Raw genomic sequence first — 14029 nt, 5'->3', positions numbered from 1 at the left:
CATGTATGTTGCCGTCAAAGGTGGCGAGGCCGCCATCGCCAATGCCCACCGGCTGCTCGCCGACCGCCGCCGCGGCGACCGGTCGCTGCCGGCGATCGGCATCGAGCAGATCGTCGAACAACTGGCCCTCGCCGTCGACCGCGTCATGGCCGAGGCCTCGCTTTTCGACCGCACGCTCGCAGCGCTTGCCGTCCGCCAATCGCGCGGCGATATGATCGAGGCGATCTTCCTGCTGCGCGCCTATCGTACGACGCTGCCGCGCTTCGGCTATTCGAAGCCGCTCGACACGGCCGATATGACGATCGAGCGCCGGATCTCGGCGACCTATAAGGATCTGCCGGGCGGCCAGCTGCTCGGGCCGACCTTCGACTACACCCACCGCCTGCTCGATCCCTCGCTGCTGGCCGACGAGGCGGTCGAGGCGCCCGCCCAGCGTCCGGCCGAGACCGGCCGCGTGATGCGCGTCTCCGAGATCCTTGGCGAGGAAGGCCTGATCGAGGCCGACGGCGACATGCCCGAAGATCACGAGATCGGCGACCTCACCCGCGAGCCGATGGAATTTCCGATGACGCGGGATCTGCGCCTGCAGGCGCTTGCCCGCGGCGACGAAGGTTTTCTGCTGGCGCTCGGTTATTCCACCCAGCGCGGCTACGGCCGCAACCACCCCTTCACCGGCGAAATCCGCATCGGCGAGGTCGCGGTGGAATTCGACGTGCCGGAACTCGGCTTCGCCGTCTCGCTCGGCACAATCCAGATCACCGAGTGCCAGATGGTCAACCAGTTCAAGGGTTCGGCCAAGGCGCCGCCGCAATTCACCCGCGGCTACGGCCTGGTGTTCGGCCAGAGCGAGCGCAAGGCGATGGCGATGTCGCTCGTCGATCGGGCGCTGCGCGCCGAAGAACTCGGCGAGGATATCACCGCGCCGGCGCAGGACGAGGAATTCGTCATTTCCCATTCCGACAACGTTCAGGCGACGGGCTTCGTCGAGCACCTGAAGCTGCCGCATTATGTGGACTTCCAGGCCGAACTCGATCTCGTCCGCCGCATGCGCCGTGAATTCGAAGCCACCCGCAGCGGCGGCGAAGACATGAAGGAGGCCGCCGAATGAGTGATCTCGCCAGCTACAACTTCGCCTATCTCGACGAACAGACCAAGCGGATGATCCGCCGCGCCATCCTGAAGGCGATCGCCATTCCCGGCTACCAGGTGCCCTTCGCCAGCAGAGAAATGCCGATGCCCTACGGCTGGGGCACCGGCGGCGTGCAGGTGACGGCCGCCATCATCGGGCCTGACGACGTGCTGAAGGTCATCGACCAGGGCGCCGACGACACGACCAACGCCGTCTCCATCCGCGCCTTCTTCCAGAAGGTCGCCAATGTCGCGGTGACGACGCACACCGGCGAGGCCACGATCATCCAGACGCGCCACCGCATCCCCGAGGAAAAGCTTAGCTCCGGCCAGGTGCTCGTCTATCAGGTGCCGATCCCGGAACCGCTGCGCTTCCTCGAACCGCGCGAGACCGAGACGCGCAAGATGCATGCGCTCGAGGAATACGGCCTCATGCATGTGAAGCTCTATGAGGATATCGCCCGCAACGGCCGCATCGCCACGACCTATGCCTATCCCGTCAAGGTTCATGGCCGCTACGTCATGGATCCGTCGCCGACACCGAAATTCGATAATCCGAAGATGCACAGGTCGGAAGCGCTGCAGCTTTTCGGCGCTGGCCGCGAAAAGCGCATCTATGCCGTGCCGCCCTATACCGATGTCGTCAGTCTCGATTTCGAGGATCACCCCTTCGAGATCCAGCGCTTCGACAAGCCTTGCGCCCTTTGCGGCGCAGGGGAGGTCTATCTCGACGAAGTCATTCTCGACGATAAGGGCGGGCGCATGTTCGTCTGCTCCGATACCGACCATTGCGAGGATCGCCGGGCCCATGGGCATGCCGGCGAAATGCTGGCCCGGGAGGCTGCAGAATGACCGACACACCGCTTCTCAAAGTCAACGACCTCTCGAAGTTCTACGGCAAGCGCATCGGTTGCCGGAACGTAACCTTCGAGCTCTGGCCCGGCGAGGTGCTGGCCATCGTCGGCGAATCCGGTTCGGGCAAGACGACGCTGCTCAACTGCATCTCCACCCGGCTGATGCCGACCACCGGCAGCGTCGAGTATCATATGCGCGACGGCAGCTACCGCGATCTCTACCGCATGAACGAGGCAGAGCGCCGCTTCCTGATGCGCACGGACTGGGGCTTCGTGCACCAGAACCCGGCCGACGGGTTGCGCATGGCGGTCTCGGCCGGCGCCAATGTCGGTGAAAGGCTGATGGCGATCGGCGACCGGCACTACGGCAAGATCCGCGCTTCGGCGATCGACTGGCTGGAACGCGTCGAGATCGACGCCGACCGCATCGACGACCAGCCACGCGCCTTTTCCGGCGGCATGCGCCAGCGCCTGCAGATCGCCCGCAACCTCGTCACCGGTCCGCGCCTGGTCTTCATGGACGAACCCACCGGAGGCCTCGACGTCTCGGTGCAGGCGCGCCTGCTCGATCTCGTGCGCGGCCTCGTCAACGATCTCGGCCTCTCGGCCATCATCGTCACCCACGATCTCGCCGTCGCCCGGCTGCTGTCGCACCGGATGATGGTGATGAAGGACGGCTGCGTCATCGAACATGGGCTCACCGACCGGGTGCTCGACGATCCCAGAGAACCCTACACGCAGCTGCTCGTCTCCTCGATCCTGCAGGTCTGAGGTCCGGAACCAAGGAAGAATAAATCATGCCAACGCCCCTCGTCGTTTCCGAAGTCTCGAAGAGCTTCACCATGCACCTGCGCGACGGCATCAAACTGCCCGTCGTCTCCGATGTTGCCTTCTCGGTCTCGTCAGGCGAATGCGTCGTGCTCGGCGGCCCCTCGGGCATCGGCAAGAGCTCGTTGCTCAAGATGATCTACGGCAATTATGCCGTCGACACCGGCCAGATCCTGATCCGCCACGACGGACGCATCGTCGACCTCGCCTCCGCCGATCCGCGCACCGTGCTCAACGTGCGGCGCCATACGCTCGGTTATGTCAGCCAGTTCCTGCGCACCGTGCCGCGCGTGGCGGCGATCGACGTGGTCGCCGAACCGCTGGTGGCACGCGGCGAAGAGGCCGCGAGGGCGCGGGAAAAGGCGGGCGCCCTGCTCGCCAGGCTCAACCTGCCGGAAACGCTCTGGCAGCTTCCGCCCGCCACCTTCTCCGGCGGCGAGCAGCAGCGCGTCAACATCGCGCGCGGCTTCATCACCGATCACACGATCCTGCTTCTCGATGAACCAACAGCCTCGCTCGACGCTCGCAACCGCGCCGTCGTCGTCAGCATGATCGCCGAGAAGAAGAAGGCGGATGTCGCCCTTCTCGGCATCTTCCACGACGAGGAAGTGCGCGAGGCGGTCGCCGACCGCATCCTCGACGTCCAGCAGTTTTCACCTGGAAAGATCGCCGCATGAGCCGCGAGCTGGGTGTCGAGCCCTATATCCACGAGACGGCATCGATCAGCGATTCCAGCTTCGGGCGCTATACGGAAGTTTCGGAACGCTGCCGTATCAGCGAGGCCAGTTTCGGCGACTATTCCTACATCATGCAGGACGGCTCCGTCTGGTGCGCGACGATCGGCAAATTCGTCAATATCGCCGCCGCCGTGCGCATCAACGCCACCAATCATCCGACCTGGCGCGCGACGCTGCACCATTTCACCTATCGTGCCGCTGATTACTGGCCGGACGGCGACATGGAGGAGGACTTCTTCGCCTGGCGGCGCGTAAACCGGGTGACGATCGGCAACGACGTCTGGATCGGCCATGGTGCGACCATCCTGCCCGGCGTCAGCGTCGGTAACGGCGCGGTGATCGGCGCCGGCGCCGTCGTGTCTCGGGACGTCGCGCCCTATGCGATCGTCGGCGGTGTGCCGGCTAAATTGATCCGCGAGCGCTTTCCCAAAGGGATCGGCGAGCGCATGGACAGGCTCGCCTGGTGGGACTGGGAACATGACCGTCTGCGTCTGGCGCTGCAGGATTTCCGCAACCTGAGCGCGGAAGATTTTCTGTCGCGCTACGAGGGCTAGATACTGCCGCCACGGTGCCGGGATTTGTGACACGACTTACACAAATATGACATTGGAGGTTCATCAAGCGGGACTAATGCGATGCTGACCAAGGCCTGATCGCAAGGGAAGAGCATGATGTTCGAGCTGAGGAATGTCACACGTCGGTTCGGAAAAAAGCTCGCCGTCGATGCCGTCACACTCACCATTCCACAGGGCCAGATGGTCGGCATCATCGGCCGCTCCGGCGCCGGCAAGTCGACGCTGCTGCGCATGATCAACCGCCTGCAGGAGCCAAGCTCCGGCTCCATTCATTTTTCCGGCGTCGAGGTCTCCGGGCTGCGCGGCCGGGCATTGCGCAACTGGCAGCGCGACTGCGCGATGATCTTCCAGCAGTTCAACCTGGTGCCGCGCCTCGATGTTCTCACCAATGTCATGCTCGGCCGCCTCAATCACCGTTCGACGCTGATGAGCCTGCTCAACATCTTCACCCGCGAGGAACGCGTGCATGCGATCGCGGCATTGGAACGCCTCGGCATCGAGCAGACGGCGCTGCAGGCAGCCGGCACGCTTTCAGGCGGCCAGCAGCAACGCGTGGCGATCGCCCGCGCGCTGATGCAGAACCCGAAGATGGTGCTTGCCGACGAGCCGATCGCCTCGCTCGACCCGCTGAACGCCAAGATCGTCATGGATGCGCTGCGCGATATCAACGAACGCGAGGGCATCACCGTCATCACCAACCTCCACACGCTCGATACGGCCCGCAACTATTGTGAGCGTATCGTCGGCATGGCCGGCGGCCGCGTGGTCTTCGACGGCAAGCCCTCGGAGCTGACGGCCGAAGCGGTGAAGGCGATCTACGGGACGGACAAGGACGGCGCCGGCATCGACGAAACGATGACCTCGACCTCCATCAATATCGCTTGCGAACGGGCAGACAATCAATCCGCCGGCATCCAACCGCTGGCGCTGGCCGGTCTTTAGAGACGGCCGCGATCGAGCGCCCGCGTCAAGGGCACACTTCTTCGTAACGGGAGACCGGAAACACCGGTCAATAGGAGAGACATATGTTGAAGAAAGCACTCTTTGCGGCAACGGCGCTCCTAGCGCTCGCCGGCGCCGGCCATGCTGCCGATCTCAAGGAATTCCGCATCGGCATCCTCGGCGGCGAAAACGAAACCGACCGCCTGCGCAACTATGCCTGCCTCGCCGACCACCTGAAGCAGGAATTCGGCTTCGAGAAGGTTTCGCTGTTTCCGGCCGCCGATTATGACGGCGTGATCCAGGGCCTGCTCGGCGGCACGCTCGACTTCGCCGAACTCGGCGCTTCCGGCTATGCGGCCGTCTACCTCAAGGATCCGAAAGCTGTCACGCCGATCCTGACGACGCAGCAGAAGGACGGCTCGACGGGTTACCACTCGATCGGCCTCGCGCTGAAGTCCTCCGGCATCAAGACCATCCTGGACGCCAAGGGCAAGAAGCTCGGCTACGCCGATCCGGACTCCACCTCGGGCTACCTCGTTCCGCTGACGCAGATCCCGAAGGACACCGGCATGCCGAACGACAAGTTCTTCGCTTCCACGCAGTTCAACGGCGGCCACGAGAACAACCTGCTTGCCGCCTATGACGGCAAGGTCGACGTTGCCGTCGACGATAGCTCCGGCATCGGCGATTTCAAGGACGGCTACACCTCCGGTACCTTCCGCAAGGAAGTCGACAAGGGCGCCGTCGACCCGAACAAGCTCGTTGAAGTCTGGCGTTCGCCGCTGATCCCGAACGGCCCGCTCGTCGTTCGCAACGCTCTCGGCCAGGACTGGCAGACGAAGCTCGCGGCCTTCTTCACGGCTCTGCCGGAAAAGGATCACAAGTGCTTCGCGGCGATCGAAGGCGGCGACTATAAGGGCTACTCGCCCGTCAAGCACGACTTCTACAACACTGTCGTCGAAGTCCGTAAGGCTGCCATCGGCGGCTGATTGGCCTTTCGAATGCGGGGCGGCCGGAAACGGCCGCCTTTTTTCTAGTGACCAGGCGAGGCGTTGATGACTGTTGCCGATACACAGCCGCACATGCAGAGCACGCAGGAGATCGGCACCGCCTGGGATCGGATGATCGCCAAGCGCCGCTTCTACACCATCCTCGGCCTGGTTATCCTTATTGCAGCTTTCGTGAGCTCCGTCCGCTTCGCCGACGAGAGCAACGCCGGGCACTTCTTCGAGCGCCTGCCGCATCTCTTCGATTTCCTGAGCTGGCTCATTCCCAAGGATTGGAACGACGTCTGGCGCGCGCTGTTCGACATAGCGAGCGTGAACGACAAGGGCGGCGAGGAATTCAATTTCGACAAGGGCCGCGTCTACGTCTGGGGCGCCTTCTACATTCCAGAATATTTCGAGCTGATGATCGTGACGATCAACGTGGCGCTGATCTCGACGATCGTCGCCTTCGTCTTTGCCGTTCCCTTGAGCTTCTTTGCCGCCCGCAACCTGACGGCTTCATGGCCGCTGCGCGTCTTCACCAAGCGGCTGATGGAATTCCTGCGCGCCTTCCCCGAGATCGTCATCGCCGGCCTGTTTTCGGCGATCCTGTCGATCGGGCCGGTCGCCGCCATCATCGCCATCACCCTGCATACGATCGGCGCCCTCGGCAAACTCTTCTACGAGGTCGCCGAGAATATCGACATGAAGCCCGACGAGGGCATGAAAGCCGTCGGCGCCAATTGGTGGGAGCGCGTACGCTTCGCCGCCCTGCCGCAGGTGCTGCCGAATTTCACCTCCTATGCGCTGCTGCGCCTGGAGATCAATGTGCGCGCCTCGACCATCATCGGCGCCGTCGGCGGCGGCGGCATCGGCGAGGAACTGAAGCTTTCGATCTCGCGCGGCTTCGGCGCCAAGACGATGGCGCTGGTTCTGCTGCTCTTCGTGACGATCGTCGCCGTCGACCAGTTCTCCGCATGGTTGCGCCGCCGCTTGGTCGGCGATCATGCCTTCCTCCTGCAACATTGAGGCCGCCATGACGGTGATCGACGCCAACCGCATGCATGAGATCGAAGCGCGCTATCCGGAATATTTTCACCGGTCGTTCCGCCAGCGTTTCGGCGGGCTGATGATCGTCATCGCGACGCTGCTCTACGGTCTCTATGCCGTCTGGTTCTTCGACCTGCCCAAGCTCTTCGCCGAAGCCCATTGGGAGCGCGTCGGCATCTATCTCAGCCAATGGGTGAGCTACGACGTGCAGCCGGAACTCCGCATCGGGGATGACGGCTCGATCGAGGTGCGTTATCCGCGTTTCTCGCCGCTCGGCGACAATCCGCACCCGGACTGGCTGGTGAACAATCCCGACGGCAGCATCACCATCTCGATCAGCGGCACCGGCCGCAGCGTCACCGTGTCGAAGAATGAGACGATCGTGACCGCGCATGGGCTCAGCGTCCCCGTCGAGCTTGCCGGCGGTGCGCCTGAGGTCGTCGGGCCGGTGCCGGACTGGATGACCGTTTATGACGACAATGTGCTCGCCGATCTCGGCTTTGCCGGCAATGTCGCCATTTCCGTCGACCGGGTGAAAATCCGCAAGCGTTTCATCGGCTGGGCGAATTTCATCTTCGACACGCAATCGTCCTTCTTCGACAAGCCGGTCGGCGAGGTTCTCAGCCTCATCGTCTCCGGTCCGCGCATCAAGCCCGACCAGACCAACCTGTCGCTCGCCTTCGACGACATCTGGAACAACAGCGAATGGCAGCATGGCGACGTCTGGACCAAGCTTTTCCAGACGATCGTCATGGCGTTCCTCGGAACGCTGCTCGGCGCGCTCGCCGCCTTCCCGCTCGCCTTCATGGCAGCGCGCAACATCACGCCGAACCGCTTCCTGAACCAGGTGCTGAAACGCTTCTTCGATTTCCTGCGTTCGGTCGACATGCTGATCTGGGCGCTGTTCCTGACGCGCGCCTTCGGTCCCGGCCCGCTTGCCGGCAGCGGCGCGATCTTCCTCACCGAGACCGGCACGCTCGGCAAGCTCTACTCCGAAGGGCTCGAAAATATCGACAACAAGCCGCGCGAAGGCATCAAATCGACCGGCGCCGAGACCGTGCTCGTCCATCGTTACGGCATTATGCCGCAGATCGTTCCCGTCATCGTCAGCCAGACGCTCTACCAATGGGAATCGAACGTGCGCGGTGCGACCATCATCGGCGCCGTCGGCGCGGGCGGCATCGGCCTCAAACTCTGGGAGGCCATGCGCACCAATGCCAACTGGGAAAACGTCGCCTACATGGTCATTCTGATTCTGATCGTCGTCTTCCTTTTCGACGCCGCCTCGAATGCCCTGCGCCATCGGCTGATGGGCACGAAAGCGCACTGATCCGCCGGTCGAAAGGCGATGGCGGCGCTGCCGTCATCATCATTCTGTCACGGAAATCTTTTAGCCGGGACCTGCTTGCGGTTCGCCGCCAAATCACTGCACATTGCGCTCCCCGTTTCGACGATCCCCAGGATAAAAGCCTTGCGCTACGCTCTCTATTTCTCGCCGCCGAAGGATGATCCCCTGACCGGCGCGGCCTCGCTCTGGCTCGGCCGCGATGCGTTCAGCGGTGAGACCTATGCCGCGCCGGACCATGAGCAGCTCGGCCAAGCGGAGCAGTTCGAACTGACCGCCGATCCGCGTCGCTACGGCTTTCATGCGACGATCAAGGCGCCGTTTGCGCTCGCCGCTTCGGTCACCGAGAAGGATCTCCTGACGGTTGCCGAGGAGTTTGCCGCGCGCACGCCCGCCTTCGAGATTCCCGAGCTCGTGCTCGGCCAGCTCGGCCGTTTTTTTGCCCTCATTCCCTCTTCTCTTCATCAACCTCTTCAGGATTTCGCCGCGAAGGTGGTAAAGTCCTTCGAGCCGTTCCGCGCCGCGCTTTCTCCGGCCGATATCGCCCGGCGCAACCCGGAGAAGCTCAGCGACAGCCAGCGCGCCAATCTGCAGCGCTGGGGTTATCCTTACGTCATGCAGGATTTCGGCTTCCACATGACGCTGAGCGGGCAAGTGCCCGAGACACGCGCCGAGGTGATGAAAGCGATTCTGACCGAGCGTTTCGCCGATTTCACCGGCCGGCCGCTTTCGATTTCCGGCCTTGCCGTCTTCACCGAGGAGACGCGCGGCGCCCCGTTCAAAGTTCATTCCTGGCTGCCGCTTGCCGGCGCCAAAAGCTGAAAGACCTGACGAGATGAGCAAAGAGACCGTGTTTTCCAACGCCCGCATCGTTCTCGAGGATGACATCCTCGCAGGCTCGATTCTCATTCGCGACGGCAAGATCGCCGACATTTCCGAGGGAAATTCGGTAGCCGGCGAAGATTTTGAAGGCGACTACATCATTCCCGGCCTCGTCGAGCTGCATACCGACCATCTCGAAGGCCATTACCAGCCGCGCCCCGGCATTCGCTGGAACAAGACGGCCGCGGTCCAGGCGCATGACGCCCAGATCGTCACATCGGGCATCACCACGGTGTTCGACTGCCTGCGCATGGGTGCGGACGAGGACGGCGGCTTCGAACACGGCGAAATGCGCGAGATGGCCGATGCCATCCAGTCGGCGGAGAAGGAAGGCCGGCTGCGCGCCGAGCATCTGCTGCACCTGCGCTGCGAGGTCTCGGCCGACAATGTGCTCGAACATTTCGCCGATTTCGAAAACGACCGGCACGTGCGGCTCGTCTCGCTGATGGATCATGCCCCCGGCCAGCGTCAGTTCCAGACGATGGATCAATATATCTTCTATTACCAGAAGAAGCGGGGCTTGAGCGACGAGGTGTTTGCCCGTTTCGTCGCCAAGCGCCAGGCGGAATCGGCGCGCAATTCGACGCCGCATCGCAACGCCATCGCCAAGGTCTGCGCCGAGCGCGGCATCACCGTCGCCAGCCATGACGACGCGACGCTTTCGCATGTCGACGAGGCGATCGACAACGGCGTGCGGCTTGCCGAATTCCCGACCAGCTTCGACGCCGCCCGGGCCTCGCACGGCCATGGCATGAGCGTGCTGATGGGGGCGCCGAACATCGTGCGCGGCAAATCCCACTCCGGCAATATCGCCGCCCGCGACCTCGCCGAAATGGGCGTGCTCGACGTTCTGTCCTCCGACTACGTGCCGCTCAGCCTGCTGCATGCGCCCTTCATCCTTGCCGACGAGGTCGAAAGCATTACACTGCCGAAGGCGATCGCCATGGTGACGTCGACGCCCGCCCGCACCGTCAGCCTCGACGATCGCGGCCGGATCGCCACCGGGCTGCGCGCCGATCTCGTCCGCGTCCACCGTTCGCATGGCGTGCCGGTGACACGCTCCGTATGGCGCCAGGGACGCCGTGTCGCATGACGCACGAACCTCATCCGGGAGCTGGCGCCGAGCGCGGAATCATGGTCGTCGTCGTCGGACCGAGCGGCGCCGGCAAGGACACGCTGATGAACCTCGCGGCCAAGCGATTTTCCGGGCGTGACAATGTGCATTTCATCCGCCGCGTCATTACCCGCCACCGCGATGCCGGCGGCGAGAATCATCTTTCGGTCTCTCTCCAAGGTTTTGCGGCCATGGAGCAGTCGGGCTCCTTCGCGGTCTGGTGGGAAGCGCACGGCTTGAAATACGGTATTCCGGCCGAAGTCTCCGTCGCCCTTTCGAAGGGTCACGTCGTCGTCGCCAATGGCTCGCGCTCCGCACTTCACCGCTTCCAGGCCGCCTTCCCGCGGCTGAAGGTCATCAACGTCACCGCCCGCCCCGAAGTGCTGGCCGGCCGGCTGGAGGCGCGCGGGCGCGAAACGCATGAGGATATCATGGCACGGCTCGCCCGCGGGCCGCTGACGGTGCGCGGCGACTACGACGTAACGGAGCTCGACAATAGCGGTTCGCTCGAAGAGGCCGAGCAGAAGATGATCGGGATCCTCGACGGGCTGCTTGCCCAGGTGCACTGACGGAGATCGCGAGGAAGGGCATGCGCGCCGTCAAAGTGGTCGACTACAACCCGTCCTGGCCGCGGCTCTTTGCCGAAATCAGCGCCGAAATCTCCACTCTGCTCGGCGACCTCGTGCTTTCCATCGATCATATCGGCAGTACGTCTGTGCCGGGTCTGGCCGCCAAGCCGAAGATCGACCTCGATATCGTCACGACCTCCGACGAGGTTCTGCCGACGGCGGTCGAAGCGGTGCGCGCGGCCGATTTCGTCTTCACGGCGATCGGGGAGAGAATCGCTGGGCCTTCACCCGGGATGACCAGGGTTACGGATTCAAGCTCTATCTCTGCGGACCCGACAATCATGCGCATCGCCAGCGCATCCTGTTCCGCGACTATCTCCGGGAGCACCCGGAAAGAGCTCGGGCCTATGCCGAGCTGAAACGCCGCCTGGCTGTGGAGGCAGGCGGCGATTTGGATTTCTACACCGATGGGAAGACTGGGTTCGTCAGCGAGACGGTGCGGCTGGCCATATCCGCCCCGGCCTGCTGGTTTCATCAGACGAATGACCGCCAATAGTTTCAGCGATTGACTGTTGCATCCATGTGCGGAACCGCGCCAAGGTCACTTCATTCCAGCGTTCTCGCGATCCGACGAAATAATAGCCGCCGAGCCGAACATCCGTTTCGAGCAATTCGACCAGCCGCCCGGCGCGCAGGTCGTCTGCGGCGATCAAACGCGTGGCAAGCGCTATTCCCTGGCCTGCGACCGCCGCATCGACCGTCAGATTGGCCGACCACAACCGCGGACCATTCAAAACCACTTCATGCTCGAAGCCGGCCTTATGAAACCATTGCCGCCACTGGTCGCGGCTTTCCTCGTGGATCAACGGCTGGCGCACCAGATCGTCGAGGGTACGTATTGGCGCATTCCTGCTGATCCATTCGGGGCTTGTCACCGGAAACATGCGGGGCCTCTCCAGCAAGATCCAGCGGACATTTCCTCTTGGCTCGTCGGAGTAGCGGATGTCCACATCGGCCTCATAACGCGTGAAATCCGGTTCGAGATCGGTGGCGCGCATCACGAAATCGATTCCGGGCAAGGCAAGCTGGAGCTGATTGAAGCGCGGCGTCAGCCAACGCGTTGCGAGGCCTGGCACGCACCAGATGCGCAAGACGGTGCGGTTGACCGCTGGGCGCAATTCCGCCGTCGACTTGGCAATGAGGTCGAAAGCGGTTCCGACGGTCTCGGCAAAAACCCGGCCTTCCGCCGTCAGCCTGATGCCGCGCGGTCCGGCATCGACAAGCCGCGTGCCAAGCCAGGCTTCGAGGTTGCGGACGTGACGGGATATGACGGTGTGGCTGAGATTGAGATCGTCCGCGGCCCTGCGCATCGAGCCCAGCCGGCTGACCGCCTCGAAAGCGCGCACCATGGATAATGGTGGCAAACGTCCGCGTTTCTGAACCCCTTCCGGTTCATCTGCCAACGATTTCCCTCTGCGCAATCCTGTCCCTCACAAGGAAAGTGGTTCGACCGAACCGAAGTCGGAATGCCGTTTACGCCGTCCATATTACATAGGCTTCGGACCTTCGGTGTAACGAAGAGTGGTGCACGGTGGTGCATATGATGCACCACTTACCGGCCAATTGACAATTGCAGTATCGGCCCCTCTTCACCGGCGAGTCCCGTCGAATTCGGGGGCTTGAGCAATGTCTGACCGGAGAGGTCGATTGGGAGCGGTGCATCCACGTCTCCACCGAGGGCAACAAAAAGCGCCTTTCCGCCCCTGGGGACATCGGCCAGCATTGTCCGTAGCAAAACCGTCCGCCTCTTGGAGATGACACACGGCAAGCCTGCTGCAGCCGGGCTTTGCTTATCCCACAGGCGCGGCCGACGAGATCGCCAACGATCAAAAAGATCGTGGCTGTCAACCAGGCGTCTACCAGACGCTCAACAAACAGGGGAAGCGAATGAAACTCAAGAACAGGTCTACAATGGCAGCTCTGGGACTGCTGTCATTGGCAGTTGCTACGGGGCCGAGCGTGGCCAGGGACCTCACCATAGCTTCCTGGGGTGGGAACTTTCAGGATGCTCAACGAAAGATTTTTTTCCAACCCTTCTCCGAAGGCACCGGCAAGCCCTTGCTCGATGAGGCCTGGGATGGCGGCATCGGCGTCCTTCAGGCGAAGGTCAAAGCCGGCAATCCTTCCTGGGATGCCGTGGAAGTCGAAGCAGATGAGCTTGCGCTCGGCTGTGCCGACGGTCTTTTTGAAAAGGTGGACTGGAGCAAGCTTGGCGGCAAAGATGCATTCCTCCCATCCGCCGTGAGCGATTGCGGCGTCGGCTCCATCGTTTGGTCGACTGCGATCGCCTATGACGGCGCAAAGATTGCCAAGGGCCCGGAATCCTGGGCCGATTTCTGGGACGTGAAGAAATTTCCGGGCAAGCGTGCGCTGCGCAAGGGGCCGAAATACACGCTCGAATCCGCGCTGATGGCCGATGGCGTGCCGGCCGACCAGGTTTACGAGGTTCTGGCGACACCGGCAGGCGTCGACCGCGCCTTCGCCAAGCTCGACGCCTTGAAGCCGAGCCTGGTCTGGTGGACCTCGGGCGCCCAGCCACTGCAACTGCTTGCCTCCGGCGAGGTTGCCATGACCAGCGCCTATAACGGCCGTATCACCGGCATCAACCGCACGGAAGGCAGGAAGTTCAAGGTTGTCTGGCCGGGCAGCATCTACGCCGTGGACAGCTGGGTCGTCCTGAAGGGTGCCGAAAACAAGGATGCGGCCTTTGACTTCGTTGCCTTCGCCAGCAAGTCGGAAAATCAGGCAAAGCTGCCGCAATATATCGCCTACGGCCTGACGAACACGGAAGCCGGCAAGACCCTGCCGCCCGACCAACTGGCGGACCTGCCGACGACCCCGGCCAACATGCAGGGCGCCGTCAGCCTCGATACGGACTTCTGGATCGACAATTCGGAAGCGCTGACCAAAAGATTCGACGCCTGGTTGGCACAGTAGCGGCAGAATATCGCCCCCACGG

Annotated in this window: 14 protein-coding genes and 1 pseudogene; 14 read left to right on the top strand and 1 reads right to left on the bottom strand. The window is 62.9% G+C overall.

What is annotated here, in order from left to right; translation table 11 throughout:
- The first annotated feature begins 1 nt into the window (after position 1).
- From CO666_RS12215 to CO666_RS12155, 13 genes and pseudogenes are all read left to right on the top strand, one after another.
- Entirely contained in the window at positions 2 to 1108 is a 1107-nt protein-coding gene (locus CO666_RS12215; RefSeq protein ID WP_097612388.1) for a carbon-phosphorus lyase complex subunit, read from the top strand.
- Positions 1105 to 1980 (top strand): alpha-D-ribose 1-methylphosphonate 5-phosphate C-P-lyase PhnJ, encoded by an 876-nt coding sequence (locus tag CO666_RS12210; protein WP_097612387.1) that lies wholly within the window; start codon positions 1105 to 1107, stop codon positions 1978 to 1980. Before CO666_RS12215 ends, CO666_RS12210 begins: the two co-directional genes overlap by 4 nt.
- A complete protein-coding gene (gene phnK / locus CO666_RS12205; RefSeq protein WP_097612386.1) occupies positions 1977 to 2753 on the top strand; it encodes a phosphonate C-P lyase system protein PhnK in 777 nt (258 codons plus the stop codon). The genes CO666_RS12210 and phnK overlap by 4 nt, the downstream gene beginning before the upstream one ends.
- A gap of 26 nt (positions 2754 to 2779) precedes the next feature.
- A complete protein-coding gene (gene phnL, locus CO666_RS12200; RefSeq protein WP_097612385.1) occupies positions 2780 to 3487 on the top strand; it encodes a phosphonate C-P lyase system protein PhnL in 708 nt (235 codons plus the stop codon).
- The gene (locus CO666_RS12195) at positions 3484 to 4101 is read left to right on the top strand and encodes a DapH/DapD/GlmU-related protein (protein WP_097612384.1); all 618 of its coding nucleotides are present in this window, start codon (positions 3484 to 3486) and stop codon (positions 4099 to 4101) included. Before phnL ends, CO666_RS12195 begins: the two co-directional genes overlap by 4 nt.
- Before the next feature lie 117 nt (positions 4102 to 4218).
- Positions 4219 to 5064, top strand: coding sequence for a phosphonate ABC transporter ATP-binding protein (phnC, locus tag CO666_RS12190; protein WP_179869672.1), 846 nt, complete (start codon positions 4219 to 4221; stop codon positions 5062 to 5064).
- Positions 5065 to 5147: 83 nt separating this feature from the next.
- Positions 5148 to 6053 (top strand): phosphonate ABC transporter substrate-binding protein, encoded by a 906-nt coding sequence (phnD, locus tag CO666_RS12185; RefSeq protein ID WP_097612382.1) that lies wholly within the window; start codon positions 5148 to 5150, stop codon positions 6051 to 6053.
- 66 nt (positions 6054 to 6119) lie between these two features.
- Positions 6120 to 7079, top strand: coding sequence for a phosphonate ABC transporter, permease protein PhnE (phnE, locus tag CO666_RS12180; RefSeq protein WP_097612381.1), 960 nt, complete (start codon positions 6120 to 6122; stop codon positions 7077 to 7079).
- 7 nt (positions 7080 to 7086) lie between these two features.
- Positions 7087 to 8430, top strand: coding sequence for a phosphonate ABC transporter, permease protein PhnE (gene phnE / locus CO666_RS12175; RefSeq protein ID WP_097612380.1), 1344 nt, complete (start codon positions 7087 to 7089; stop codon positions 8428 to 8430).
- Between the two features lie 141 nt (positions 8431 to 8571).
- A complete protein-coding gene (locus CO666_RS12170) occupies positions 8572 to 9267 on the top strand; it encodes a DUF1045 domain-containing protein (protein ID WP_097612557.1) in 696 nt (231 codons plus the stop codon).
- 13 nt (positions 9268 to 9280) lie between these two features.
- Complete coding sequence (locus CO666_RS12165; protein WP_097612379.1) at positions 9281 to 10420, top strand: alpha-D-ribose 1-methylphosphonate 5-triphosphate diphosphatase; 1140 nt, start codon at positions 9281 to 9283, stop codon at positions 10418 to 10420.
- Positions 10417 to 11010 (top strand): phosphonate metabolism protein/1,5-bisphosphokinase (PRPP-forming) PhnN, encoded by a 594-nt coding sequence (gene phnN, locus CO666_RS12160; RefSeq protein WP_097612378.1) that lies wholly within the window; start codon positions 10417 to 10419, stop codon positions 11008 to 11010. Before CO666_RS12165 ends, phnN begins: the two co-directional genes overlap by 4 nt.
- A gap of 20 nt (positions 11011 to 11030) precedes the next feature.
- A pseudogene (locus CO666_RS12155) lies at positions 11031 to 11566 on the top strand (GrpB family protein).
- Here the strand turns inward: CO666_RS12155 and CO666_RS12150 are convergent.
- On the bottom strand, positions 11496 to 12434 hold the full coding sequence (locus CO666_RS12150; protein ID WP_245436781.1) for a LysR substrate-binding domain-containing protein: 939 nt from the start codon (positions 12432 to 12434) through the stop codon (positions 11496 to 11498). The pseudogene CO666_RS12155 and the gene CO666_RS12150 overlap by 71 nt on opposite strands.
- A 547-nt stretch (positions 12435 to 12981) precedes the next feature.
- Here CO666_RS12150 and CO666_RS12145 point away from each other — a divergent pair.
- Entirely contained in the window at positions 12982 to 14007 is a 1026-nt protein-coding gene (locus CO666_RS12145) for an ABC transporter substrate-binding protein (RefSeq protein ID WP_179869671.1), read from the top strand.
- Positions 14008 to 14029: the final 22 nt, after the last annotated feature.

It is taken from the genome of Rhizobium chutanense, from assembly GCF_002531935.1.
GTDB classification, from domain to species: domain Bacteria; phylum Pseudomonadota; class Alphaproteobacteria; order Rhizobiales; family Rhizobiaceae; genus Rhizobium; species Rhizobium chutanense.
This window is presented reverse-complemented; position numbering and strand designations above follow the sequence as displayed.